General features: G+C 72.8%; 21 protein-coding genes. 6 read left to right on the top strand and 15 right to left on the bottom strand.

The features are described from left to right. Positions 1 to 58: 58 nt before the first annotated feature. Positions 59 to 1114 carry an NAD-dependent epimerase/dehydratase family protein gene (locus tag ACFVYS_RS21350; protein ID WP_389504171.1) on the top strand — a complete coding sequence of 352 codons (1056 nt, stop codon included), beginning with the start codon at positions 59 to 61 and terminating at the stop codon, positions 1112 to 1114. Here the strand turns inward: ACFVYS_RS21350 and ACFVYS_RS21345 are convergent. Continuing rightward, positions 1111 to 3480 carry an ATP-binding cassette domain-containing protein gene (locus ACFVYS_RS21345; RefSeq protein WP_389504169.1) on the bottom strand — a complete coding sequence of 790 codons (2370 nt, stop codon included), beginning with the start codon at positions 3478 to 3480 and terminating at the stop codon, positions 1111 to 1113. The two genes, ACFVYS_RS21350 and ACFVYS_RS21345, sit on opposite strands and share 4 nt — an antisense overlap. A 112-nt stretch (positions 3481 to 3592) precedes the next feature. Next, positions 3593 to 4606 (bottom strand): LLM class flavin-dependent oxidoreductase, encoded by a 1014-nt coding sequence (locus ACFVYS_RS21340; protein ID WP_389504167.1) that lies wholly within the window; start codon positions 4604 to 4606, stop codon positions 3593 to 3595. Positions 4607 to 4773: 167 nt separating this feature from the next. On the opposite strand from ACFVYS_RS21340, the gene ACFVYS_RS21335 reads away from it, so the two are divergent. Further along, entirely contained in the window at positions 4774 to 5265 is a 492-nt protein-coding gene (locus tag ACFVYS_RS21335; RefSeq protein ID WP_389504165.1) for a hypothetical protein, read from the top strand. An 81-nt stretch (positions 5266 to 5346) separates the two neighbouring features. Here the strand turns inward: ACFVYS_RS21335 and ACFVYS_RS21330 are convergent, their stop codons facing one another. Next, positions 5347 to 5562 carry a dodecin gene (locus ACFVYS_RS21330; protein WP_020127554.1) on the bottom strand — a complete coding sequence of 72 codons (216 nt, stop codon included), beginning with the start codon at positions 5560 to 5562 and terminating at the stop codon, positions 5347 to 5349. A 231-nt stretch (positions 5563 to 5793) separates the two neighbouring features. Here ACFVYS_RS21330 and ACFVYS_RS21325 point away from each other — a divergent pair, with 231 nt between their 5' ends. Beyond that, complete coding sequence (locus ACFVYS_RS21325) at positions 5794 to 7053, top strand: extracellular solute-binding protein (protein ID WP_389504163.1); 1260 nt, start codon at positions 5794 to 5796, stop codon at positions 7051 to 7053. A 56-nt stretch (positions 7054 to 7109) separates the two neighbouring features. Here the strand turns inward: ACFVYS_RS21325 and egtD are convergent, their stop codons facing one another. The 4 genes from egtD to egtA are packed head-to-tail and all read right to left on the bottom strand — an operon-like array spanning position 7110 to position 11528. Further along, a complete protein-coding gene (gene egtD / locus ACFVYS_RS21320) occupies positions 7110 to 8072 on the bottom strand; it encodes an L-histidine N(alpha)-methyltransferase (RefSeq protein WP_389504161.1) in 963 nt (320 codons plus the stop codon). Then, positions 8069 to 8860: an ergothioneine biosynthesis protein EgtC gene (gene egtC, locus ACFVYS_RS21315; RefSeq protein WP_389504159.1), complete on the bottom strand. Its 792-nt coding sequence runs from the start codon at positions 8858 to 8860 to the stop codon at positions 8069 to 8071. Before egtC ends, egtD begins: the two co-directional genes overlap by 4 nt. Further along, a complete protein-coding gene (egtB, locus tag ACFVYS_RS21310) occupies positions 8860 to 10230 on the bottom strand; it encodes an ergothioneine biosynthesis protein EgtB (RefSeq protein ID WP_389504157.1) in 1371 nt (456 codons plus the stop codon). The genes egtC and egtB overlap by 1 nt, the downstream gene beginning before the upstream one ends. Further along, entirely contained in the window at positions 10227 to 11528 is a 1302-nt protein-coding gene (egtA, locus tag ACFVYS_RS21305) for an ergothioneine biosynthesis glutamate--cysteine ligase EgtA (protein ID WP_389504155.1), read from the bottom strand. The genes egtB and egtA overlap by 4 nt, the downstream gene beginning before the upstream one ends. 308 nt (positions 11529 to 11836) lie before the next feature. Between egtA and ACFVYS_RS21300 the strand changes: the two genes are divergently transcribed. After that, a complete protein-coding gene (locus ACFVYS_RS21300) occupies positions 11837 to 12697 on the top strand; it encodes a TIGR02452 family protein (protein WP_389504153.1) in 861 nt (286 codons plus the stop codon). On the opposite strand, the gene ACFVYS_RS21295 is transcribed toward ACFVYS_RS21300, so the two are convergent. From ACFVYS_RS21295 to ACFVYS_RS21280, 4 genes are all read right to left on the bottom strand, one after another. After that, positions 12682 to 13128, bottom strand: coding sequence for a type II toxin-antitoxin system PemK/MazF family toxin (locus tag ACFVYS_RS21295; protein ID WP_389504151.1), 447 nt, complete (start codon positions 13126 to 13128; stop codon positions 12682 to 12684). The two genes, ACFVYS_RS21300 and ACFVYS_RS21295, sit on opposite strands and share 16 nt — an antisense overlap. 44 nt (positions 13129 to 13172) lie before the next feature. Next, positions 13173 to 14654: a flotillin family protein gene (locus ACFVYS_RS21290; RefSeq protein WP_389504149.1), complete on the bottom strand. Its 1482-nt coding sequence runs from the start codon at positions 14652 to 14654 to the stop codon at positions 13173 to 13175. Between the two features lie 154 nt (positions 14655 to 14808). Beyond that, on the bottom strand, positions 14809 to 15027 hold the full coding sequence (locus tag ACFVYS_RS21285; RefSeq protein ID WP_020127564.1) for a hypothetical protein: 219 nt from the start codon (positions 15025 to 15027) through the stop codon (positions 14809 to 14811). Positions 15028 to 15053: 26 nt separating this feature from the next. After that, positions 15054 to 16475 carry an amidase gene (locus tag ACFVYS_RS21280; protein ID WP_389504147.1) on the bottom strand — a complete coding sequence of 474 codons (1422 nt, stop codon included), beginning with the start codon at positions 16473 to 16475 and terminating at the stop codon, positions 15054 to 15056. Between the two features lie 259 nt (positions 16476 to 16734). On the opposite strand from ACFVYS_RS21280, the gene ACFVYS_RS21275 reads away from it, so the two are divergent. After that, entirely contained in the window at positions 16735 to 18123 is a 1389-nt protein-coding gene (locus ACFVYS_RS21275) for a glycoside hydrolase family 43 protein (RefSeq protein ID WP_389504145.1), read from the top strand. Between the two features lie 266 nt (positions 18124 to 18389). On the opposite strand, the gene ACFVYS_RS21270 is transcribed toward ACFVYS_RS21275, so the two are convergent. Continuing rightward, positions 18390 to 19511 carry a PP2C family protein-serine/threonine phosphatase gene (locus ACFVYS_RS21270; RefSeq protein ID WP_389504143.1) on the bottom strand — a complete coding sequence of 374 codons (1122 nt, stop codon included), beginning with the start codon at positions 19509 to 19511 and terminating at the stop codon, positions 18390 to 18392. A gap of 75 nt (positions 19512 to 19586) precedes the next feature. Beyond that, positions 19587 to 20042, bottom strand: a complete 456-nt coding sequence (locus ACFVYS_RS21265; protein WP_020127572.1) for a MarR family winged helix-turn-helix transcriptional regulator — start codon at positions 20040 to 20042, stop codon at positions 19587 to 19589. A 167-nt stretch (positions 20043 to 20209) separates the two neighbouring features. Between ACFVYS_RS21265 and ACFVYS_RS21260 the strand changes: the two genes are divergently transcribed. After that, positions 20210 to 21667: an MFS transporter gene (locus ACFVYS_RS21260; protein ID WP_389504141.1), complete on the top strand. Its 1458-nt coding sequence runs from the start codon at positions 20210 to 20212 to the stop codon at positions 21665 to 21667. Positions 21668 to 21737: 70 nt separating this feature from the next. Here ACFVYS_RS21260 and ACFVYS_RS21255 read toward each other — a convergent pair whose 3' ends face one another. Together ACFVYS_RS21255 and ACFVYS_RS21250 are read right to left on the bottom strand one after the other, a co-directional pair. Next, positions 21738 to 22382 carry a response regulator gene (locus tag ACFVYS_RS21255; RefSeq protein ID WP_389504139.1) on the bottom strand — a complete coding sequence of 215 codons (645 nt, stop codon included), beginning with the start codon at positions 22380 to 22382 and terminating at the stop codon, positions 21738 to 21740. Further along, entirely contained in the window at positions 22379 to 23629 is a 1251-nt protein-coding gene (locus ACFVYS_RS21250) for a sensor histidine kinase (RefSeq protein WP_389504137.1), read from the bottom strand. Before ACFVYS_RS21250 ends, ACFVYS_RS21255 begins: the two co-directional genes overlap by 4 nt. Between the last annotated feature and the right edge of the window lie 69 nt (positions 23630 to 23698).

Genomic DNA, 23698 nt, shown 5'->3' with positions numbered 1-23698 from the left:
TGTCGTCGGCCGAACTTGATGGGATCATGATGCATCCCGACCTCTGAGGGGAGCGCGCGTGAGCGGAAGCCCGGCCGGCCGGACGGTCCTCGTGACGGGGGGCAGCGGCTTCGTGGCCGCCCATCTCGTCCAGCAGCTCCTGGAGCGCGGCTACCACGTGCGCACGACCGTGCGTGCCACGGCGAACGAGGCCAAGTGCCGGCCGCTGTGCGCCCTGGGGGACGCCCATCCCGGCCGCCTCGACCTCTTCGAGGCGGACCTGCTGACGGAGGGCTCCTTCGACGAGGCGATGAAGGGCTGCACGGTGGTCTTCCATGTGGCCTCGCCCTTCCTGATGCCGGAGAAGATCAAGGACGGCCGGCGGGACGTGGTGGAACCGGCCCTGGCGGGCACGCGCAACGTCGTGGCGTCGATCGAGCGCACCGGGACCGTCGAGCGCCTGGTCCTCACGTCCACGGTCGGGGCGATCTTCGGCGACTACGCCGATGTACGGGAGATGGACGGCCAGACCCTGTCGGAGAAGTACTTCAACACCACCAGCACCGTGGAGAACAACCCGTACCACTACGCCAAGACGGTCGCCGAGCGGGCCGCCTGGGAGGCGGAGGCCGCCCAGAGCCGCTGGCGCATGGTCTCCGTCAACCCCGGCCTGATCCTCGGCCCCTCCCTCACCCCCGGCTCGGACTCGGGCAGCCTGTTCCTCCTGGACGAGCTCTTCAAGGGCTACTTCTTCTACGGCGCCCCGGACTTCAGCTTCACCACGGCCGACGTGCGCGAGGTCGCGGCGGCCCACATAGCGGCGGCCGAACGCCCCGAGGCGCACGGCCGCTACATCGTCGCGGCGCGGGAGATGACCTCCTTCCACCAGATGTCGAGAGCCCTGCTGAAGCACCAGCCGGGAAACCGGCGCCTGCCCCGGACGGCCCTCCCGCACTGGCCGGTGCGGATCCTCGGCCCCGCCTTCGGCCTCTCCCAGGAGTACATCCGAGGCCACCTCGGCATCCGCTTCCGTGTCGACAACCGCAGAAGCACCGAGGAACTGGGCCTCGTCTACCGTCCGATCGAGGAGACCCTGGTGGACCACCACCGAGCCTGGCGCGAGCAGCGACGCTAGCGGAGCGTGCCCAGCACCCGGCGCAGATACGGCGCCGTAGCGCTCTCCTCGGCCGCCGCCACCTCCCGCGGCGTCCCCGTCGCCACGATCCGTCCGCCCGCGTCGCCGCCGCCGGGCCCGAGGTCGATCACCCGGTCGGCGCCCGCCACCACGGACATGTCGTGCTCGACGACGATCACGGTGTGTCCGGCGTCGACCAGGCCGTGCAGCTGCCGCATGAGGACCTCGACGTCGGCCGGGTGGAGACCGGCCGTCGGTTCGTCGAGGAGGTAGAGCGTGTGGCCGCGGCGGCCGCGCTGCAACTCGGCGGCCAGTTTGATGCGTTGGGCCTCGCCGCCGGAGAGTTCCGTCGCCGGCTGGCCGAGACGCAGATAGCCGAGGCCCACGTCGAGGAGGGTGGCCAGAGCGCGCCAGACGGCGGGGACGTCGGCGAAGAAGTCCGCCGCCGCCTCCACCGTCAGGTCCAGCACCTGCGCGATGTTCCGGTCCCGGTAGGCCACTTCGAGTGTCGCGGGGTTGTAGCGGGCCCCGCCGCAGTCCGGGCAGGGCGCGTACGTGCTGGGCAGGAAGAGGAGTTCGACGCTCACGAAGCCCTCGCCCTGACAGGTCTCGCAGCGGCCTCCCGCCACGTTGAAGGAGAACCGGCCGACGCCGTACTTCCTGGCCCGGGCCGCGTCCGTCGCCGCGAAGACCTTGCGGACCACGTCGAACAGGCCCGTGTACGTCGCCAGGTTCGAGCGCGGGGTGCGGCCGATCGGCTTCTGGTCGACCGCCACCAGCCGGCCCACGCCGGGCAGGTCCTGCGTGATCTCCCCGACGAGGGTCGACTTTCCCGAGCCCGAGACGCCGGTCACCGCCGTGAACACGCCCAGCCCGAACTCCGCGGTCACCCCGCGCAGGTTGTGCCGGGTCACCGGACCGACCGTCAACCGGCCCCGGGCGTCGCGGACTTCACGCACGGGCGCCGCAGAGCGGCCGAACAGGAAGCGTGCCGTCGCCGACTCCGCGACCGACGCCAGGTCGGCCACCGGCCCGCTGTGCAGCACCCGCCCGCCGTGCTCACCCGCCCGCGGGCCCACGTCCACCAGCCAGTCGGCGGCCCGCATCACGTCCAGCCGGTGTTCCACCACGAACACCGAGTTGCCCGCCGCCTTCAGCCGCTCCAGCACCGTGAGCAGGGCCTCCGTGTCCGCCGGATGCAGTCCCGCCGACGGCTCGTCGAGCACGTACACCACGCCGAACAGTCCGGAGCGCAGCTGGGTCGCGATCCGCAGCCGCTGGAGCTCGCCCGCCGACAGGGTGGGAGTGGCGCGGTCCAGGCCGAGATAGCCGAGTCCGAGTTCGAGGACGGGCGCGATACGGGTGCGGAGGTCGTCGGTGAGGACACGGGCCGTCTCGGTCGTCCCCTCGAGCAGCCGGGCCAGTTCCGCCAGCGGCAGCGCGGCCAGTTCCGCGATCGTCCGGCCCGCGAAGGTCACGGCGAGCGATTCCGGCCGCAGCCGGCCGCCGTTGCACGCCGGACAGGGGGCGGCCGTCAGGAAGCGTTCCGCCCTGGCCCGCAGGGTCTGGCTCCTGGAGTCCGCGAAGGTCTTCATCACATAGCGGTGAGCGCTCATATAGGTGCCCTGGTAAGGGCGTTGGATGCGGTCCGCGTCCCGCACCGGGTGGACCGTCACCACCGGCTGCTCGTCCGTGAACAGGATCCACTCCCGCTGCTCGGCGGGCAGTTCGCGCCATGGGACGTCGACGTCGTGGCCGAGCGCGTCGAGGATGTCCCGCAGGTTCTTGCCCTGCCAGGCACCCGGCCAGGCGGCGATCGCGCCCTCGCGGACGGACAGCGACGGGTCCGGTACCAGCGACTCCTCGGTGGTGCGGTGGACCTCGCCGAGGCCGTGGCACTCGGGGCAGGCCCCGGCCGCCGTGTTGGGGGAGAAGGCGTCCGAGTCGAGGCGCTCCGCGCCCGGCGGGTAGTCGCCCGCCCGGGAGAAGAGCATCCGCAGCGAGTTCGACAGGTTCGTGACCGTGCCCACCGACGAGCGGGAGGTGGGCGTCGAGCGGCGCTGCTGGAGCGAGACCGCCGGGGGCAGGCCGGTGATCTCCCCGACCTTCGGTGCGCCGACCTGGTGGATCAGCCGCCGCGCGTACGGCGCGACCGACTCGAAGTAGCGGCGCTGGGCCTCCGCGTAGATCGTCCCGAACGCCAGCGACGACTTCCCGGAGCCGGACACCCCCGTGAACACGGCCACCACGTCGCGCGGGACGTCGACGTCCACGCCCCGGAGGTTGTGCTCGCGGGCTCCCCGGACCCGGATGTACCCGTCCTTCGTGGACGGCTGGTCGCCGTGCGGCTCGGGTGGGCTCGGCATGGGGGAACTCCGTACGGGTCTTCGGCCGCGCGGTCGGCGCGGGGCGGGACAAACCCCACGATCCTATGCGCGCGGGGTGCGCGACGCCCGGTGAGCGGCGCGGGGCCGATAGTCAGCCGCCGCTCCGCTCCGCGTGCACGATCCCGGCGAGCCGCCGGTAGGAGTCCAGCAGCGCGGCCCGGTCGTAGGTGCTGGTGGTGACGAGGACCTCCTGTGCCCCCGTGTCCTTCAGCACCGTCTCCAGCTCGTCCGCGACCTGCTCCTCGGTGCCCGCGAGATGGCCGGTGAGCCCGGACTCGTAGAAGCCGCGCTCCTTCGCGGTCATCGCGCGGAGCTCGGCCTCCTCGGCCGGTGGCAGGGGAGGGAAGGTGCCGTGGGTACGGGAGTGCGCCATCGACCAGGCCTCCGGGACCAGGAGTCGTCGTGCCTCCTCGGGCGTCCGCGCCACCGCGATCGTGCCGGAGATGACCACGTAGGGCTCCGACGCCCAGGGGGAGGGCCGGAAGAGGGCCCGGTAGCGGTCGATGCCGCGTCGCATCTTCTCGCGGCCGCGGAGGTCACCGATGACCATCGGGAGCCCCGCGCGGGCGGCGATCTCCGCGCCCTCGCCCATGGCCAGCACGAACGGCGGCACGGTCAGTCCTTCCGAGGGCCGGGCGTGCACGCCCGTGGGTGAGCTGCCGAGGAACCAGCCGAGCAGTTCCGTGAGCTGTCCCGCGAAGTCGTCCGCGTCGTCCTTGTCCCTTCCCAGCGCCCTGCGCACCCCGTCGGTGAAGCCCACCGAGCGTCCCAGGCCCATGTCGACGCGGCCCGGGAACAGGGACTCCAGGACACCGAACTGCTCGGCCACGACCAACGGCCGGTGGTTGGGCAGCATCACCCCGCCGGTGCCGACCCGGATCCGGTCCGTCGCGCCGGCCACGGCCGCGGCCAGCACCGTGGGCGCCGATCCGGCGACCCCGGGCACGCCGTGGTGCTCGGAGACCCAGAACCGGTGGTAGCCCAGCGCCTCCGCCTCCCGCGCCAGCCGCACGGTGTCCCGGAGCGCCTCGGCGCCGGTGTGGCCCTCGCGCGTGCGCGAGCGGTCGAGGACGGAGAAGCGGGCCGAGGCGATCACGGAGCTCATACGGGGTTCAACACCGCGGGGCCCGCTGGATTCCCCGCACGGCGCGAGGTCCTGCGCGGGACCGCCCGGGGCGCCGACGTGGATCAGCCCTCGGGAAGCAGCAGGCCGGCCGGGGCCTACCGTTCCGGGCCGGCCGGTGAGGGGGCCGGCTGTCTAGGGTGGGCGGCGTGACCGACAGCAGCAGGCGACCCGTCGCCGTCTTCGACCTGGACAACACCCTCGCCGACACGGCCCACCGGCAGCGGTTCCTGGAGCGCAGTCCGCGCGACTGGGACGCGTTCTTCGCGGCCGCGCCGCAGGACCCGCCGATCCCGGAGGGCGTCGCGATGGTGCTGGCCCGCGCCGAGGAGTGCGAGGTCGTCTACCTCACCGGCCGGCCCGAGCGCTGCCGGCGCGACACGCTGGAGTGGCTCGCCGCGCAGGGGCTGCCGGAGGGTCCCGTCCACATGCGGCGCAACGACGACCGCAGGCCCGCCCGGCGCACCAAGCTGGAGGTGCTGCGCCGGCTGGCCCGCGACCGGGAGGTGCGCGTCCTGGTGGACGACGACGAACTGGTGTGCGCCGACGCCCGGCGGGCCGGTTTCACCGTCGTCCTGGCGCGCTGGACGGCTCCTTCGGGCGCGTTGAAGCAGGCGCAGGAGGGTGAGGGGCGTACCTGAGCGGCGGCCGTGCGGAAGGCGCGGCCGTGCGGGAGGGCGTGGCCGTGCGGGAAGGCGCGGCCCTTCGCGGGTGCCGGGCCGTCAGGCCGACTCGTCCAGGCGGAAGCCGACCTTCAGGCCCACCTGCCAGTGCGCGATGTCGCCGTTCTCGATCTGGCCGCGCACCTGCGTCACCTCGAACCAGTCCAGGTTGCGCAGGGTCTGCGAGGCGCGGGTGATGCCGTTGCGGATGGCGTCGTCGACGCCGTCCGGTGAGGTGCCGACGATCTCCGTGACCCGGTAGGTGTGCTTCGACATCAGGGTGCTCCTCTCGACCGTGACGGCCTCGTCACGTGTGTCACGCGTCACTCCACCGTGCCCCAAGCTGCGGCGGAGCGCGAGGCGTCGGACCGGACGGGTCCCTTCCGGCCGGTCCCTCTTGACCCCCCGTATTGGTCCATACCAAAATCCGGGGCACCCGTACGAGCGCCGCGCTCGTCCCCCCACGTCGGGCCGCTCGCCCTGTCCGCCGGGCAGAACAGGACCCCCGTGAGACGTCGCCTCCTCGCTCTTCTCTGCGTGTCCGCCTGCTTCCTGACCGCCTGTGGCGTGCTGCCGGGGACGGGGGGACCCGACCGCCGGACGGTCACGGTGTGGCTGATGAAGGACAGTGCGTCGCAGGAGTTCCTGGACCGGTTCACCGAGGACTTCGAACACGACCACCCGGATCTCGACCTCGACATCCGTATCCAGGAGTGGACCGGGATCGGCGGCAAGGTGGAGGCCGCGCTGGAGGACGGCGACGGGAACGGGCCGGATGTCATCGAGGTCGGCAACACCCAGGTCCCGCAGTACGTCGACGGCCGCGGACTGCTCGACCTGACCCTGGAGTCCGTCGCGAAATGGGGCCGGGACGACTGGCTGCCCGGCCTCGCCGAACCGGGGCAGCAGCGCTTCCACCAGTACGGCATCCCGTGGTACGCGGCCAACCGGGTCGTGATCTACCGCAAGGACCTCTTCGAACAGGCCGGCATCACCGCTCCGCCCCGCACCCGCGCCGAGTGGCTGGCCGCCACCGAGAAGCTGAACGCGGACGGGAACCAGGGCATCTACCTGGCCGGGCAGGACTGGTACACGCTCGCCGGGTTCATCTGGGACGAGGGCGGCGACCTCGCCACCGAGGACGGCGGCCGCTGGGAGGGCGCCCTCGGCACCCGGGCCGCCCTGCGCGGCATGGACTTCTACCGGCGGCTGCAGGCGCTCGGCGGCGGCCCCGTGGCGGCGGACGAGGAACACCCGCCCCAGGCAGGGGTGTTCGCCGCGGGCAAGGTGGCACAGATCGTGGCCGTGCCCGGACTGGCCCGGGCGGTCGTGCAGCAGAATCCCGCCCTGGATGGTGAGTTGGGCTTCTTCCCGGTGCCCGGCAAGAGCGCGGGCAGGCCCGGCGCGGTCTTCACCGGCGGCTCCGACCTCGTCGTCCCGCGCAACACCGACGTCAGACAGGGCGCCGTCGCCGTGGTCGCCGCGTTGACCGGCGCGGAGTGGGACACCGAACTGGCCCGCGCCATGAACTACGTGCCGAACAAGGCGAAGCTGGCGAAGTCCGTGGCCGGCGAGGAGGGGATCGAGGCCATGGCGGCGGGGGCCGCGCAGGGCCGCGCGACCCCCAGCACACCCGAGTGGGCCGCCGTCGAGGCGGACAACCCGATCAAGGACTACATGACGAAGGTGCTCACCGGTGCCGATCCCGCGACCGAGGCCCGCCGCGCCGCCGCCCGGATCACGCAGGCGCTGACGGTGACCTTCTGACGGCCCCGGCCGCCCCGTGCACGGTGGTCCCGAGCACGGGGCTCAAGCGGTGGTGGTCAGCGGGCGGTGCTCAGTGACAGCGCGAAGCGGCCCGCGCCGTCCGTCCACCAGTGACTCAACTCCAGTCCGGCAGCGGCGAGTTCCGTACGCACTCCCTCCTCCCGGAACTTCGCCGACACCTCGGTGCGCAGTTCCTCGCCGGCCGCGAAGTCGACGGCGAGGTCGAGGGCGGGGATCTTCACGGTCTGCGCCGTACGCGAGCGCAGCCGCATCTCGATCCACTCGTTCCCGGCGTCCCAGAGGGCGACGTGGTCGAAGGCGGCCGGGTCGAAGTCGGCGCCCAGTTCACGGTTGACCACGGACAGCACGTTCTTGTTGAACGCGGCCGTCACGCCGGCCGCGTCGTCGTACGCCCGCACCAGCACCCCCTCGTCCTTGACGAGGTCGGTGCCCAGCAGCAGCGTGTCGCCCGGCGCGAGCAGGGCGCGCACCGAGGCGAGGAACAGCGCGCGCTCGGCCGGCAGCAGGTTGCCGATCGTGCCGCCGAGGAACGCCACCAGGCGCGGCCCCGGGGTGTCGGGCAGTGCCAGTGCCGCGGTGAAGTCGGCGATCAGGGCGTGCACGTCCAGTCCCGGCCGCTCGGCGATCAGGGCCTGCCCGGCCTGGGTGAGGGCGCTCTCGCTGACGTCGACGGGCACATACGTGTCCAGGCCGGTCAGCGCGTCGATCAGATAGCGGGTCTTCTCCGAGGAGCCCGAGCCGAGTTCGACGAGCGTGCGGGCACCGGCCGCCGCGGCGATCTCGCCGGCCCGGTCCACGAGGATCTCGCGCTCGGCGCGCGTCGGGTAGTACTCGGGCAGTTCGGTGATCTGCTCGAACAGCTCGCTGCCGTGCGCGTCGTAGAACCACTTCGGCGGCAGCGTCTTCGGGGTGTCGGTGAGGCCGCGCTGGACGTCGGCGCGCAGCGCGGCGTCCGTGGCGTCCTCGGGGAGGGTGCGGGTGATGTGGAACGGGCTCACGTGCCGGTCTCCTCGGTTGGTGCGGATGCCGTGTCGGTGCTCGGTTCCTTGAGCGGGGTGAGCAGGACGTCGGCGCGGCTCGCCACGAGCAGGGTGCGGTCGGGGACCTCCTGCCAGCGCGGATCGTCGTCGTACGGCTCGGAGGCCACGACCGTGCCCCGGCCGGGCTCCGCCAGATACCAGAGGGTGTCGCCCCAGGCGGTGGCGGTGATGGACTCCCCGTCGGTGAGGAGCAGGTTGAGGCGCGAGCGGGGGGCCGCGGCGGCGACCTCGAGCACCGTGTCCGCCAGTGCCTGGCTCCCCGTGTCGCCGCCGCGCAGCCGGGCCAGGACCAGCGCCCAGACGAACGCCGAGTCGTTGCGCGCCTCCATCGACAGCAGGTCCACGGCGGGCAGCGAGCCGGTCAGCGACTCCAGTGAACCCGGCCAGCCCGCGACCGCCCCGTTGTGGCTGAACAGCCAGGTCCCGGCCGCGTACGGCGCCGCCGCGGCCTCGGCGTCGGCGCCGGCCAGCGTCGCGTCCCGTACGGCGGCCAGCAGGGCCCGGCTGCTGACGACCCGGGCCAGGTCGGCGAAGGACAGGTCCGCCCAGATGGGTCCGGCCCGGCGGTAGCGGGCCGGCACCGGATCCCCTTCGGCGTACCAACCCACCCCGAAACCATCGGCGTTGACGGTCCCGTACCGCTGTCGCCGGGGCGCCCACGACTGCCGGTACAGACTGTGCTCGGGCTCCACGAGGAGCCGCCCGAGCGGCTCCCCGTGCCCGAGGTACGCGAGGTGACGGCACATCAGACGGCCCCCGAGCGGGCCGTGCGGAACCCGGAGAAGATCTGCCGCCGGATCGGGTAGTCCCAGTTGCGGAACGTGCCCCGGCAGGCCACCGGGTCCACCGCGAACGAACCGCCGCGCAGCACCTTGTGCTCGGGGCCGAAGAAGACCTCCGAGTACTCCTTGTACGGGAACATGCGGAAGCCGGGGTAGGGCAGGAAGTCGCTGGACGTCCACTCCCAGACGTCGCCGATCAACTGCCGCACCCCGAGCGGGGACGCACCGGCCGGGTAGCTGCCCGCCGGGGCCGGCCGCAGATGGCGCTGGCCCAGGTTGGCGTGTTCGGGGCCGGGATCGGCGTCGCCCCACGGGTAGCGCATCGAGCCGCCGGTCGCCGGGTCGAAGCGGGCCGCCTTCTCCCACTCCGCCTCGGTGGGCAGCCGGCGTCCGGCCCAGCGGGCGTAGGCGTCGGCCTCGTACCAGCACACGTGCAGTACCGGCTCGTCGGGCGGTACGACCTCGGTGACCCCGAAGCGGCGGCGCAGCCACTGCCCGCCGTCCCGGTGCCAGAACAGCGGCGCGTGGATCTTGCTGCGGCGAACGTGCGACCAGCCCTCCTTCGTCCACCAGCGCTCGTCGTCGTAGCCGCCGTCCTCGATGAACGCCTGGTAGGCGCCGTTGGTCACCGGGGTGGTGTCGATGTGGAAGGGGGCCACCTCGCGCCGGTGCGCCGGCCGTTCGTTGTCCAGCGCCCAGGGCTCACCGGAAGTGCCCATGGTGAACGGGCCACCGGGCACGAGGACCTCGGCCGGGCCGGTGAACAGCGGCACCGGGTCCGGGTCGGGCGCGGTGAGGGCCTGCGGGCCGGCCCGGAGCTGGTGGGTGATCAGCATGGTCTCGTCGTGCTGCTGCTCGTGCTGCGCGATCATCCCGAAGGCGAACCCGGCCTCCGTCAGCCGGGTGCCGCCGAAGTCGGCGGACTCCAGCACGTCCATCACCCGGCCGCGCACCTCCGCGGCGTAGCGGCGGGCCTCGCCCGGCGGCAGCAGCGGCAGGGAGGGCCGTTCGGCACGCGAGTGCTCGAAGGCGTCGTACAGGCCGTCGATCTCGGGACGCATCGCCTCACGGCCGGCCACCGTGCGCAGCAGCCACAACTCCTCCTGGTTGCCGATGTGCGCGAGGTCCCACACCAGGGGGGACATCAGGGGGGAGTGCTGGGCGGTGAGGTCGGGCTCCTCGACGCAGCTCGTCAGGAGCGTGGTGCGCTCCCGGGCCGTGGTGAGGGAGGCCAGCACCCGGGTGCGGAGGGTGTCCGCGTCCAGGCTGGGGCCGTCGTCCGGGCCGGGAACGGCGTCCAGCGCCTGCCCGGTGTCCAGGGCGGGGTCGGTCATGTGCGGAGGTCCTTCCCGTACGCGCGGGTGTCCGTGCCGCGCAGGCGGTCGAGCAGGTCGTCGGCGGGGGTGCGGCCCTGGAGGACGTACCGCTCCAGGTAGTCCGACACGGCGTCCGTCACCGCCTCGGTGGCGCCGAGGCGGGGCAGCGCCCGCAGAGCCGTGGTGAAGCAGGTGACGGCGACCTCGTGCAGCTCCGGGTCGGTCAGTCCGTACCGGGCCGCGTCGATCCACAGCGGATTGTGCGGGGCCGGCAGCGGCTGGGCCCGCTCGGCCAGCGGCTTCACCGCGCGATAGACGTTCTCGGCGGCCTCGGGATCGTCGAAGAGTGCCGTCGTCACGGCGAGCGGCACGATCCAGCCGTCGTCGCCGGGCTGCGCGTCGATCATGCGCAGTTCCAGATGGCCGCGGGGTCTGACCGGCGGGAACAGCGTGGTGAGGTGGTAGTCGAGGTCCTCCCGGGTCGGTGCTCCCGTCCGGGTCCACTGCCGGAAGGTGAGCCGGTCCGGTACCTCCCACGGCCCGCTGTCGCGCCGGACGCACATCACCGGCGCGTCCAGCACGTGCCGGGCCCAGGCCGCGCGCGGATCGCCGTCGAGCGGGGGTCCGCCCGCGCGGCCGGCGCCGATCTCCGTCCACAGCAGCTGCCGGGTGGAACGCCAGCCGGTGGGGGCGCCGCCGAGCAGCGGGGAGTTGGCGAAGGCCGCCACCAGTACGGCGCCCAGAGTGTGTGACAGCAGCCAGCGCCGCCCGTGTCCCAGGGGGCCGGGCTCCTCGTACCCGGCGTCCAGGCAGACCTGTACGGAGGCCGAGGTGCACATCATGGCGCGGCCGGCCGGGCCCGTGCGGTCGAGGCATGCCTCCATGGCGTCGTAACGCGGCTCGTGGAGGAACCGGCGGGGTGTGCGCCAGGGGTCCGTGCCGTGGCCGGAGAGGGCGAGACCCTGCTCGGCCAGGACCGCGCGGACGGCGGTCAGATCGGCGGAGACGATGCCCACGCACTCCATCAGGGAGGCGGTGGGCGGCGAGCTCAGTTCCAGCTGGCCGCCGGGTTCGACGGTGAGCGGTGAACTCAACGGCAGGGTGCGCAGTGCGGCGTAGGCCGCTTCGAGTCGTTCGGGTGGGACGGGGAGCCGCGGCTCGCGCGGCTCGTGAACGAGCCATTCCACCTCGACCCCGACGGTGCGGGGTGGTCCGGTCTTGAAACATATGCCCTTGACCAGGGCCTCCACCTCGGCTTCGGTGAGGGCGCTGCGGGACGGGGTCTCGTCGGTACAGTCGCTGACTGAGTCGGACATGTCGGGATCCTCCTGAGATTCCACCATGCCACCGGTCCGGCCTCGGTGCGGCCGGACAGGCATCGCTCGTCCCACCCAAAACCCTCGAACGGATCCGCACAAGGGTACACAACCGTACATTCGGGACCGAGTTCGAGCTGTTTTCCAGGCGTTCCCGATCGGTCCGCAGAGTGTTTCCCGGCCCGGAAAACCCTGTTGCACGCGATGTCCAGGATCGCTCACGATGCGTGTATGAGCACGACGGGGGAGGCGGGCGGGGCGCGGGAGGCCGCGCGGCGCACGGCCATGGAGTCCACGGGGGTGGCGCCATGAGCGCGCGGCTGCGCGGCATCGCGCGGGAGACGGAGGAGATCGTCGCGGCGGGGCGCTACCACGCGTCCGACGGGCGCGCGGTGTCCCTCTCCGCGGCGATCGAGTCCGCCCGGGCGGGAACGCGGACGGGAGGGCCGGGACCGGTCGAGGTGCCGGAGGGGCCGGCCGTGGAGGCGCCGGCTCGGGCCGTCGGCGACACGACGGTCGAGGTCACCGGCGAGAGCAGCCTGGAGGCGGCCCGCCGGCTGGCCGGGAGCGGCCCGGTCGCCGTGCTGAACTTCGCCTCCGCCCGCAACCCCGGTGGCGGCTACCTCAACGGTGCGCAGGCGCAGGAGGAGGCCCTGTGCCGGGCCTCCGCGCTGTACACCTGCCTGCTCGAGGCCCGGGAGTTCTACGACCAGCACCGCGCCCACCGCGACCCGTTCTACACGGACCGCGTCATCCACTCACCGGCCGTGCCGGTCTTCCGCGACGACCGGGGCCGTCTGCTCGACGAGCCCTACGGCGTCGGCTTTCTGACGGCCGCCGCCCCCAACGCGGGCGTGGTGCTGCGGACCGCCCCGGAGCGCGCGTCGGAGCTGCCGGGAGCGCTGGCCGTCCGTGCCGGGCGGGTCCTGGAGACGGCCGCGGCGCACGGCTACCGGCGCCTGGTGCTCGGTGCGTGGGGTTGCGGGGTGTTCCGCAACGACCCCGCGCAGGTGGCGGGGGCGTTCCGGGCGCTGCTCGGCCCCGGGGGGCGGTTCGAGCGGAGGTTCGAGCAGGTGGTGTTCGGGGTGCTGGACCGGACACCGGGAAGCGTGGTGCTGACCGCATTCGAGCGGGTGTTCGACCGGAAGGCCGCTCAGGTCCAGCCGTAGCGCTCGTGCAGGCGGTGCCGGACCAGGTTGAACCGCATCCGGTCCAGCGCGCAGGCCTCACGGCGCATGCCGTCCTCGTGCAGCCGCAGGACGCGGTCGACGTCCACCCAGGAGTCCCGCCCGGACCGGTCCCAGGGCCCGCCGCCGATCGGCACCCACTCGCGGTCGCCGTCGTGCCGCTTGCTCGACAGCTGTACGGCGAGGAAGGTCCCGCCCGCCTCCTGGGCGACGACGAGCACCGGGCGGTCCTTGCCCCGGCCGTCGTTCTCCTCGAAGGGCACCCAGGTCCACACGATCTCGCCCGGGTCCGGGTCGCCGTCGTGCGCGGGGGAGTACTCGGTACGCACCCGGCCGACCCGGCGGGGGTCGGCCTCGGTGGTGGCGGAGGGGCCGGAGCGGCCCGGGACGTCTTCATCGGTAAACGCGGTCACGGGGGCACCCTAAGGGTTGCCCCCGTGACCAGGTCGTCAGCGGGTCACTTCTCCTCGACCGGCACCCGCTGCGCGGGCGGGCTCGCTACGCCGTTGAGCGGCGAAGTCCCGTTCGCGGAAGGCCCGTTCTGGTTCATCGAGGCGAGCAGCTGACGGGCCAGACCGAGTCCCGTCCCGCCCATGGTGAGCGCTTTGGCGAACACGTCCGCCATACCGTCGGCGCCGTTGAGCAGCACCATGTTGTCCACGTTGCCGAAGGCGGACGCGCCCGCCTTCACGATCTCCGGCCAGTTCTCGGCGAGTTGCTGGGCGACGACCGCCTCCTGGTTCTCGGCGAGGGCGGTGGCCCGGGCCTTGATGGCCTCCGCCTCCGCGAGCCCCTGCGCCTTCGCCGCCTCGGCCGCCGCCAGACCCCTGGCCTGTGCGGAGGCCGCCTCGGCCTCACCGGTGGCCCGGGTGGCGGCCGCGCTGGCCTCACCCCGCGCCCTGGTCGCCTCGGCCTCGGCACCGGCGGCGGTCTTGACCCGGGTCGCCTCGGCGGCGGCCGCGAGCTCCGTCTCCTTCGCCTTGGCCTGCGCCGCCGAGATCCGGGCGTCGCGCTCCGCCTCGGCCAGCGTGCGCTTCTCGTAGGCCTGCGCGTCCGCCGGCTTGCGGACATCGGCCTGGAGCTGCTGTTCGCGCCGCTGCGCCTCGAGTTCGGCGACCCGCGTCTCCTGGACGACGACCTCCTGCCGGGAGGCGGCGTCGGCGAGGGGTCCCGCCTGACGGGCCCTCGCGCCCGCCTTGTCCCGCTCGGCCTGGTAGCCGGCCTGCAGGATCTCGCTGTCCCGGGTGGCCTCCGCCATCCGGGCGAACGAGGCCTGTTCCGCCTCCGTGGCGAGACGGTTCGCCTCCGCCTGCGCGATCCGCGCGTCCCGCTGCACGGCCGCCGCGTGCGGCATCGCCATGTTCTTGATGTAACCGGTCGGGTCCTCGATCTCGTGGATCTGCAGCGAGTCCACGATCAGGCCCAGCTTCTCCATCTCCGTACCGCAGGCGGCACGGGTCTGCCCGGTGAGCTTCTCCCGGTCGCGGATCATGTCCTCGACCGTCAACCCGCCCACGATGGAACGCAGATGACCGGCGAAGACGTTGTGCACCCGCTCCGACATCAGCTTCTGCTGGTCGAGGAAACGCCGGGCCGCGTTGGCGATCGACACGAAGTCGTCGCCGACCTTGAAGATGACCACGCCCCGCACCTTGAGCGGGATGCCCTGGTGCGTCACGCAGTCCACATGCAGTTCGGTCTCGTTCAGGTCGAGCGACAGCTTGCGCACGACCTGTACCCCGGGCATCACCATCGTCCCGCGACCCGTGACGATGCGGAAACCCATGCCCGCCTCGAGGCCCTCCGTGCGGTGGTTGGAGCCGGAGATGACGAGTGCCTCGTTGGGTTCCGCGACGCGCCACATCATCTTGAACAGACCGATCAGTCCGAGGACGGCGACAACCGCCACCCCCGCAACGACGCCGACGAACATCGGCATACGCCCCCTTTGGATGGTGCCCTTTCGGCACCGAACGAAGGGAGTCTGCGCCTGCCCGGGTCAGGGGTGAAGACGTCGGCGAATCCTTGTTGCAATCTTGACGCTTACGTTCCCGAAGACGTACAGAACGGCCCTCACCTGCGCCGGGACGGGCTCAACTGTCGTATGCCCGGGTGACGTAGACCGTCCTGGGGGGCAGGTGCTCCACCACCATCACCACCGTGCCGGATTCGATGCGGCCCGTGCCGTCCGCCGGGTGCGCGAGGAAGTGTTCGGCCCCGCCGCGCACCCGGACGATCACCTCGCCGACGAGCCCGGGCCCGATCGTCCCGGTGACCCGCCCCATGAGCCCGACCATCGACGCATCGTCCATGGTCACAGGGTACGGGCGGAACCCGCTCATCCGGCCGGCGAGTCCGCGACCGCTTCCCGCGGCCAGTGCTCGTGCCAGCGCAGCTCCGCCTCCAGTTGGGCGGCGAGCGAGATCAGCAACGGCTCGCTGTTCGCCGGGCCGAGCAGCTGTGCCCCGACCGGCAGCCCGCCGGGCGCGAAGCCGGCGGGCACGTTGACGCCGGGCCAGCCCAGCACGTTCCACGGCCAGGCGTAGGGGCAGGCGGCGATCATCGCGCGGTCGGTGGCGAATCCGCTCAGGTGCAGCATGGCCCCGATGCGGGGCGGGGGAGCGGCCGTGGTCGGCGCGAGGATCACGTCGTAGTTCTCGAAGAAGCCGCCGATACGGCGGTGCAGGAGGGCCTCCGCGCGCCGGGCCGCCCGCAGCGGGACCCCGCCCAGCAGCCGGCCCAGCCGGGCGGCGCCCCGGGTGCGCCGGTCGAGCAGCGCGGGGAACGGGGCCTCGGCGACCCGCTCGGCGATGCCCGCGGTCGCCCGGGGCACGAAGGCGAGGCCGATCTGCCCGTACGGCGGGTCGGCCTCCTCGACGGTGTGCCCGAGGCCCGCCAGCCGCTCGGCGAGTTCGAGGACGCGGGCGCGCACCTCGGGTCGCAGCCGGGCGGGTACGGCGGTGAACGGGGGCTTCAACGACAGGGCGATCCGCAGCCGGCCGGGGTCACGCCCCACCGCCGCCGAGGCGTCGACGGCGGGCGGCCGGTGCGGGTCGTGCGCGTGGTTGCCGCTCGCCGCATCGAGCAGCAGCGCCGCGTCCGCGACCGTACGGGCCAGCGTGCCGTTGACCGTGATGCCGTGGAAGGACTCGCCGCGCGGCCAGGTCGAGACCCGGCCGCGCTGAGGCTTGATGCCGACCAGATGGGTCCAGGAGGCAGGGATGCGGACCGAGCCGGCCCCGTCCGAGCCGAGCGCGGCCGGCACCAGACCCGCCGCCACCGCGGCCGCCGAACCGCCGGAGGAGCCGCCCGGGGTGTGCTCGATGCTCCACGGGTTACGGGTCGCGCCGAAGGCCGGGCCCTCGGTGAACGGCCACTGGCCCAGCTCGCAGGTGTTGGTCTTGCCGACGATCACGGCCCCGGCCGCGCGCAGCCGGCGTACCGCCTCGCCGTCCTCGGCGACCGTGGGGTGCACGCCCTGGCAGCCGAAGGCGGTCGGCTCGCCCGCCACGTCCATGTCGTCCTTGACGGCGACGGGGACGCCGAGCAGCGGCCGCCGGCCCCCGGCCGCCAACTCCCGGTCGGCCGCGTCGGCTTCGGCTAGCGCGGCCTCGGCCCGGACGATCCGGAAGGCGTTCAGGGTGCCCTGGCTCGCCTCGATCCGGGCGAGGGTGTGCTCGACGAGCGTGCGGGAGGACACCTCGCCCCCGGCCAGCGCGCGGGCGGTGGCCGTCAGGCCTGCGGCACGGTCGGGCGTCATGCGGGCACCTCCGGGACGACGATGTCTACCGCACGGTAAGTCTGGCCGCCCGGCGGTGGAACGGCACGCGGGCGGAAGGGGTCTGCCCGTCCGCCACCGGGGCGGCGGCCCGACCCGCCACAGACGTCCCACAGGCATCGTCTGTTCCTGCGCAAAGGATTGACGTGTTCCTGCCTCGCCCCTACCTTCTGATCGACTTTCCGAACTGTGTTCGGAATATCGAACCGCCGGACGTGCCTTGAGCCGTAGGAGAGCCGCCATGACGACCCGTCCCCCCGCCCCGTCCCGTCGTGCCCTGCTGCGCGCGATGGCCGTCCTGCCCGCCACGGCGCTCGTGCTCGGCGAGGCTCCCGGCCTGCTCGGCACGGCCCTGGCCGCCGCACCGGCCGCCGGTTCGGCCACCCGCTACACGATCGTGCCGTTCCTCAACAGCAACGACGGAACCGTGAACGTCTACCAGTCCGACGACGCCACCGACTTCCGGCTGCTGCAGTCCTCCGCCTACACCCCGCCGAGCAACCGCATCCGCGACGCGAGCGTCTTCAAGCACACCAACGGCTACTACTACGTCACCTACACGACCCACACCTGGCAGGACGCCAGCACCACCATCGGCTTCGCCCGCAGCTCCGACCGGGTCAACTGGACGTTCCTGTACGACTACACGGTCCCGATCACCAACCTCTCCCGCGCCTGGGCGCCGGAGTGGTTCGTCGACAGCGACGGCAGCGTCAACGTCATCGTGTCCTGCTCCGTGACCAGTGACGAGTGGATCTTCACCCCGTATCTGCTGAAGGCCACCAACTCCGCTCTCACCGCCTGGAGTTCACCGGTCGCCCTGTCCGGCATCGGGTCGAACCACATCGACACCTACATCGTGAAGGTCGGCTCGACGTACCACGCGTTCACGAAGAACGAGACGGCGAAGTACATCGAGTACGGCACGGCGTCCAGCCTGGCCGGCCCCTACACGATCACCAGGACCGGTGACTGGGCGGGCTGGGGCAGCTACCGCGAGGGCCCGTCCGTCATCCAGCTCGACAACGGCGCCTGGCGGATCTTCTTCGACGGCTACGGCGACGGCAACTACTACTACAGCGACAGCTATGACTCCTTCGCCACCTGGAGCGCGCCCAAGGCGCTGCCCGGCATCTCCGGCACGGCACGCCACTTCACGGTCATCAAGGAGACGGTGACCGGCGGCCCCACCCTCACGAAGAACGCCACCCGCTCGTTCCGGTCCGGCAACTACACCACCCGCTACTGGCAGGAGCAGTCCGCCCTGCTCAACCTGCCCGTGGTGACCAGCTCCAGCACCACCGCCGAGAAGCAGGCGTCCACCTTCACCGTGGTGGCGGGCCTCGCCGACGCGAACGCGTACTCCTTCCGCGACGCCGCCGGAAACTACCTGCGCCACTACTCCTTCCGGGGCCGCTTCGACGCCAACGACGGCACGGCGTCCTTCGCCAAGGACGCCACCTTCATCGCCCGGACCGGCTCGGCGAGCGGTTCGGTCCGCTTCGAGTCGTACAACTACCCCGGCTACTACCTGCGCCACTACAACTACCAGCTCCGGGTGGAACAGCCCGACGGCACGGACCTGTTCCGCCAGGACAGCTCCTTCGTGGCGGCGACCGCCTGGGCCTGAGCCGGTGGACCGGGCCGCAATGACGGGGCCCGGCCCGGCGGTCCGGCGGTGACGACCTCAGCGGAGCCGAGCTCGGTCATCGTCGCTGGTTCCCTTCGCCAGGGGCACATCCCCGCTGAACGGCCGCCGGGTGATCACTGTGGCGAAGCCACCTGAGGGAGGCCTGAAGCGGCGACCGGACGACCGTCGCGATCCGTGCGGGAGCGGGAGCTGTCGGCCCGGGTGAACCGCAGGGGAGGGACCGGCCGCCCGGTCGGCGGCCGTGTTCAGTGACGTGGTGACCGGCGGACGGTCAGCACGGCGACGTCGTCGTGCCGGCGGTCGTGGCCGGCGTACGCGCGGGCGTCCTCGTGCATGGCCAGGGGCAGCTCGGTGGGGGAGAGGTCGAGGTGCTTCATCAGACGCTCGTCGACCGGGTAGAAGGTGCCGTCGTGGGCGCGGGTCTCGGTGAGGCCGTCGGTGGTCAGCACCAGCGTGGACCCGGCGGGGAACGCGAACCACCCGACCGTGGTGGGTTCGGCGGCCAGGTCGGCGAGCCCGAGCGGGACGCCGGTGTCCACCGCCGGTGCGGTGACGGCGCCCTCGTGCACCAACCGGGGCGGAATGTGCCCGCAGTTGACGGCCTGCGCCTCCGTGCCCTGGTCGACGCCGATGATCAGGGCGGTGACGAACCGCTCGTCGTCGCCGGTCTGTTCGGCGTAGGAGTTGTGCCGGACGACCGCGGCGTCCAGGGCGTCGACGAGCGCGGTGAGTGTGGGCTCCCGGTGGGCCGCCTCACGGAAGGCGCCGATGACGGCGAACGCGGCGCCCACCGCGGCCAGCCCCTTGCCCTGCACGTCCCCGATCAGCACGCGCGTGCCGAACGGCGAGGCCACGACGTCGTAGATGTCACCGCCGACGAGCCGGTCCTCCTGCACGGGTTCGTAGACGCCGTTGACCAGCACGTCGTCGGTGAGCAGGGGCAGCGGGTGCAGGATGTGCCGCTGCATGGCGGCGGCGGTGGAGCGCAGCCGCAACATCTCGTGCTCGCGCGCGATGCGCCGGTGGCAGGCGTAGACGGAGGCGGCTCCCAGGGCGAGGGTGAGCAGCACCAGCAGCGCCCGGTCGAGCCACCGGCCGTTGTCGTCGGCCCGTACGACCAGCGTGAGGGTGACGAACAGGGTGGTCCAGGCGGCGACGAACTTCGTCTGCTGGACGGTGCACAGGGCCGACGCCGTACCCGGCAGGAAGACCAGCAGTCCGAGGAGCCACACCTCGGATTCGGACAGGACGCCCAGCACCTCCACCAGGACCGTCACCGACAGCACCCCGACGACCGTCTCGGCGTTGCCCGGGGGCTCGATGGCTTCGAGGGCGTCGGTGGGGCGTGTCCGACGGGGACCGGTCATGGGAACTCCCGCGCAGTGGTGATCTCCCTGCAACTCTAGACGCGCGCCGACGGCGTCGGCTGAACGGCCGTGCCGTCAGGGGCGCGGCCACGGGCGGCCGCCGATGGCCTCGATGCCGTAGTTGAAGCGCCGTAGATAGCCCGCGAAGGCGGCGATGTCCTCGTCCGGCCAGTCGGTCATCACCTGGTCCAGGATGTCCACGATCCCCTCGCGCTCCGAGTCCAGCAGGCGGGTGCCCTCGTCGGTGAGCCGGAACTTGCGGGCCATCCCGCCCTCCGGGTCGGGGATCCGCTCGATGAGCCCCGCCCGCATCGCCGCCGCGGTCTGCCGGTTCAGGGTGGAGGCGTCCAGTCCGAAGGCCTCGCTGAGTTCCCCGATGGACATGGGTCCCTGGACCCGGATCCGGCTGAGCAGGATGTAGGCGCTGCGCTCCATGAGGCTGTTCTTGCGGCGACCGCCCCGCTGGTTCAGGAACGTGTGGCGGCTGAGCAGCATCTGCTCGTACTCGACCTCGTGTGTCGGCGTGTCCATGTGCCCGACCTCCTGCTTCCGTGCGCCCGCACCATCCTGGCACACCGCTGTGCACGGGCCACAGCATGTGCTTGATACACATGGCATGTACGATGCACATCCTTCGCGTGCTGCGCGCGGATCCTTCCCGCGGACCTTCACCGCACATCCCAAGTCGAGGAGTCCCCATGGGCGCCCCCGCTCTCCAGCCCACGGCCCGCCCAGGTGCCGTGATCGCCACGCTGGCCTTCGCCGGCACCACCGCGGCGATCATGCAGACGCTGGTCACCCCCCTCATCGCCGAGCTGCCGCAGATCCTGGACACCTCGTCCTCGAACGCCGCCTGGGTGATCACCGTCACCCTGCTGGTGGCCGCCGTGTGCGTGCCGGTCGTCGGCCGCCTCGGCGACCTGCTGGGCAAGCGCCGGATGCTGCTCGCCTGTTCCGTGCCGCTGATCGTGGGCTCGGTGGTGTGCGCCTTCGCCTCCGACGTCGTGACGATGATCGTGGGGCGCGGGCTCCAGGGCATGGGCATGGGCATGGTGCCCCTCGGCATCGCGCTGCTGCGGGACGTCGTACCGGCCGAGAAGCTCAGCGGCTCCATCGCGCTGGTCAGCGCCTCCATGGGGATCGGCGGCGCCATCGGCCTGCCGCTGGCCGCCGCGGTCGCCCAGTACGCCAACTGGCGCGTGCTGTTCTGGGGCTCCGCCGCCCTCGCCGCCGTCGTCGCCGTCCTGATCTACCTGCTCGTCCCGGACGTCCCGGCCGGCGCCAAGGGCCAGCGGTTCGACCTGCCCGGCGCGATCGGTCTCGGCGTCGGTCTGGTCTCGCTGCTGCTCGCGGTCTCCAAGGGCGCCGACTGGGGCTGGGCCTCGGGCACCACGCTCGGTCTGTTCGCCGCCGCCGTCGTGGCCCTCGTCGGCTGGGGCGTGTGGGAGGTGCGCACCACCGACCCGCTGATCGACCTGCGCACCACGGCCCGCCCCCGGGTGCTCCTCACCAACCTCGCCTCGGTCTTCATCGGCTTCGGCATGTACGCGAGCATGCTGGTGATGCCGCAGCTGCTCCAGTTCCCGGAGGCCACCGGCTACGGCCTCGGCCAGTCGATGCTCGCGGCCGGTCTGTGGATGGCGCCCGGCGGCCTGATGATGATGCTGATCTCCCCGCTCGGCGGAAAGCTCACCAACGCCCGCGGTCCGAAGTTCACACTGGTCTGCGGCGCCCTGGTGCTGGCCGCCGGCTACTTCGTCTCCCTGGCACTGATGGGGTCCGCCTGGGGCGTCATGGTGGTCACGCTCATCACCAGCGGTGGTGTGGGCCTCGCCTACGGCGCCATGCCCGCCCTGATCATGAGCTCGGTCCCGCTCACGGAGACCGCCGCCGCCAACGGCTTCAACACCCTCATGCGTTCGCTCGGCACCTCGATCGGCTCCGCCGTCATCGGCGTGATCCTCTCCCAGATGACCACGGCCATGGGCGGCCACACCTTCGCCTCCGAGGACGGCTTCCGTACCGCGCTCCTGGTCGGCGGCGCCCTCGCGCTGATCTCCGCGGCCATCGCCGCCGTCATCCCCGCAGCCCGTGCCGCCGCGGCGGGCGAGGACGCGACCGACCAGACCGCCGTGCCCGAGCAGGCCAAGGTCTGAGACACCGGAGGGGGGTGACCGCGGCAGGTCGCCCCCCTCCGTGCCGCCCCCGCTTGCTGCCGCCTCCGCGTTACGCCAGGTCCAGCAGGCCCCTGCGGACCGCCTCCGACACCGCCGCCGCCCGGTTGTCCGCGCCCAGCTTGCGGTAGATCCGCACCAGGTGCGTCTTGACGGTCGCCTCGCTCAGGAACAGCGCCTCGGCGATCGCACGGTTGCTCAGCCCCTCCGCGAGCAGCCGCACCACCTCCACCTCCCGCCCGCTCAACTCCCGCTCCGGAGCCGGGTTCTGGGCGACCAACTCGCCCACCACCTCCGACGCCAGCCCGAGCGCACCGGCCGCGGCACCCCGTACCGCCCGGAACAGCTCCTCCGGCGGTCCCGCCTTCAGCACATAGCCCCGGGCACCCGCCTCCAGCGCGCGCACCACATCGGCCCGGCCCGCGTAGCTCGTCAGCATCACCACCGGGATCCCCGGCGCCTCGGCCGCGAGCCTGCGCACCGCCTCGATCCCGTCGATGCCGGCACCGCTCCCGAACCGCAGGTCCATCAGCACCAGGTCCGGCAGCAGGCGCGCCGCGAGCCGAACGGCGTCCTCCCCGGACCCCGCCTCGGCGGCCACCTCGAGATCCGGCTCGCCCTCCAGCAGTGCGCGCAGCCCCGCCCTGACGACGGCATGGTCGTCCGCCACCAGCAGACGCAACGGCGCACCGCTCACCGGGCGGCCACCGGGGCCGCCGGGCGGCTCTTCGCCAGGGCCGGCACCGTCGCCCGCACACAGGTGCCGCGCCCCGGCACGCTGCCCACGACGAGATCCCCGCCGCACTCCCGCAGCCGCGCCCGGGCGGCCGGGATGCCGAGCCCCCGGACGGCCTGGGCGGGGACGCCGACCCGGCCGGTCTCGAACCCCGCGCCGTCGTCCCGCACTTCGAGCTCCGTCCGGTCCGCGTACCCGTGCAGCGTGACCAGGACGTTCACCGCGCGCGCGTGTTCACGGACATTGGCCAGCGTGCTCTGTGCCACCCGGAACAGGGTCGCCGCCGCGGGCCCGTCCAGGACCGGCCGACGCTCGCCCACCGAGAGGAACCGCACCCGGGCCGCCGCGCCCTCCGCCTCGGCCCGCGCGCACAGCAGCCGCAGCGCGCCCTCCAGACCGGCCTCGTCCACGGCGGACGGCGTCAGGTCGCGGATGATCCTGCGGGTCTCGGCGAGATTGGCGTGCAGTGCGTCGGCGACCGCCCGCATCCGGTTCCGGGCCACCTCGGGCCTCGCGTCCCAGTCGCGGTCGGCGGCCTGCAGCAGCATCACCCCGCCGGAGAGCTCCTGGGCCAGCGTGTCGTGCAGGTCCCGGGCGATCCGGGCCCGCTCGGCCAGCACCCCGGCCTGCCGCTGCTGCCGGGCCAGTACGTCCCGGGTGCCCCGCAACTCCTCGACCAGCCGCAGCCGTTCGGCCGCGTCGCGCTGCTGGGCGCGGTAGAGGGCGACGGTGCCCCACACGGCCGCCACCGGGATCAGCACCAGCTCGGGATCGAACTGCCCCGCGCTGCGGACGAGTTGACCGGCGAGGACGACCGAGAGGGCGCCCACCGCCGCCCCGGCCGCCCGCCGGCCGAGCACCCGCAGGGCCGCGCAGGCCAGCGGCAGCGCGCACCACACGTAGGCGGCGGTGAGCGACGCGGGCGCGAGGAGGACCAGCGTGGTCCACAGCGCCAGCAGCGCCACGACCCACAGGTGCCGGCCGATCCGGCCCAGCCGTTCACCGGCCGCGAGTCCGCCCGCGTACACCAGCGCCAGCAGCCCGCTGACGCCCACGATGTCCCAGCACAGCCCGATCCTCAGCTGCACCAGCCGGACCAGAGCGGCGCCCACGACGACGAAGAAGGTGAGATGGGCGAGGAGGTCGGCGATCGGCCGGCTCCCCCGGGCCGCCCTCGCGGGGGTGTGGACGGGAGCGCGGTCGGACACGGCAGATCCCCTTGGACGATGATCCGTTCGAACAGGGGGCCCGAGTCTATCCGGCAGCTGTAGGGACCG

The organism is Streptomyces sp. NPDC058295 (assembly GCF_042880655.1).
In the GTDB taxonomy this organism is placed as follows: domain Bacteria; phylum Actinomycetota; class Actinomycetes; order Streptomycetales; family Streptomycetaceae; genus Streptomyces; species Streptomyces coriariae.
This window is presented reverse-complemented; position numbering and strand designations above follow the sequence as displayed.

Excerpts from the sequence above, each read along its gene's own strand:
- ACFVYS_RS21280 (WP_389504147.1), bottom strand. The coding sequence starts at position 16,475 with ATGACGCCCGACCGTGCCGCAGGCCTGACGGCCACCGCCCGCGCGCTG.
- ACFVYS_RS21290 (WP_389504149.1), bottom strand. The coding sequence starts at position 14,654 with ATGCCGATGTTCGTCGGCGTCGTTGCGGGGGTGGCGGTTGTCGCCGTC.
- ACFVYS_RS21330 (WP_020127554.1), bottom strand. The coding sequence starts at position 5,562 with ATGTCGAAGCACACCTACCGGGTCACGGAGATCGTCGGCACCTCACCG.
- ACFVYS_RS21270 (WP_389504143.1), bottom strand. The coding sequence starts at position 19,511 with ATGACCGGTCCCCGTCGGACACGCCCCACCGACGCCCTCGAAGCCATC.
- ACFVYS_RS21340 (WP_389504167.1), bottom strand. The coding sequence starts at position 4,606 with ATGAGCTCCGTGATCGCCTCGGCCCGCTTCTCCGTCCTCGACCGCTCG.
- egtC (WP_389504159.1), bottom strand. The coding sequence starts at position 8,860 with ATGTGCCGTCACCTCGCGTACCTCGGGCACGGGGAGCCGCTCGGGCGG.
- ACFVYS_RS21345 (WP_389504169.1), bottom strand. The coding sequence starts at position 3,480 with ATGCCGAGCCCACCCGAGCCGCACGGCGACCAGCCGTCCACGAAGGAC.
- ACFVYS_RS21300 (WP_389504153.1), top strand. The coding sequence starts at position 11,837 with ATGAGCGCGCGGCTGCGCGGCATCGCGCGGGAGACGGAGGAGATCGTC.
- ACFVYS_RS21285 (WP_020127564.1), bottom strand. The coding sequence starts at position 15,027 with ATGGACGATGCGTCGATGGTCGGGCTCATGGGGCGGGTCACCGGGACG.
- egtA (WP_389504155.1), bottom strand. The coding sequence starts at position 11,528 with ATGTCCGACTCAGTCAGCGACTGTACCGACGAGACCCCGTCCCGCAGC.
- ACFVYS_RS21260 (WP_389504141.1), top strand. The coding sequence starts at position 20,210 with ATGGGCGCCCCCGCTCTCCAGCCCACGGCCCGCCCAGGTGCCGTGATC.
- ACFVYS_RS21265 (WP_020127572.1), bottom strand. The coding sequence starts at position 20,042 with ATGGACACGCCGACACACGAGGTCGAGTACGAGCAGATGCTGCTCAGC.
- ACFVYS_RS21275 (WP_389504145.1), top strand. The coding sequence starts at position 16,735 with ATGACGACCCGTCCCCCCGCCCCGTCCCGTCGTGCCCTGCTGCGCGCG.
- egtB (WP_389504157.1), bottom strand. The coding sequence starts at position 10,230 with ATGACCGACCCCGCCCTGGACACCGGGCAGGCGCTGGACGCCGTTCCC.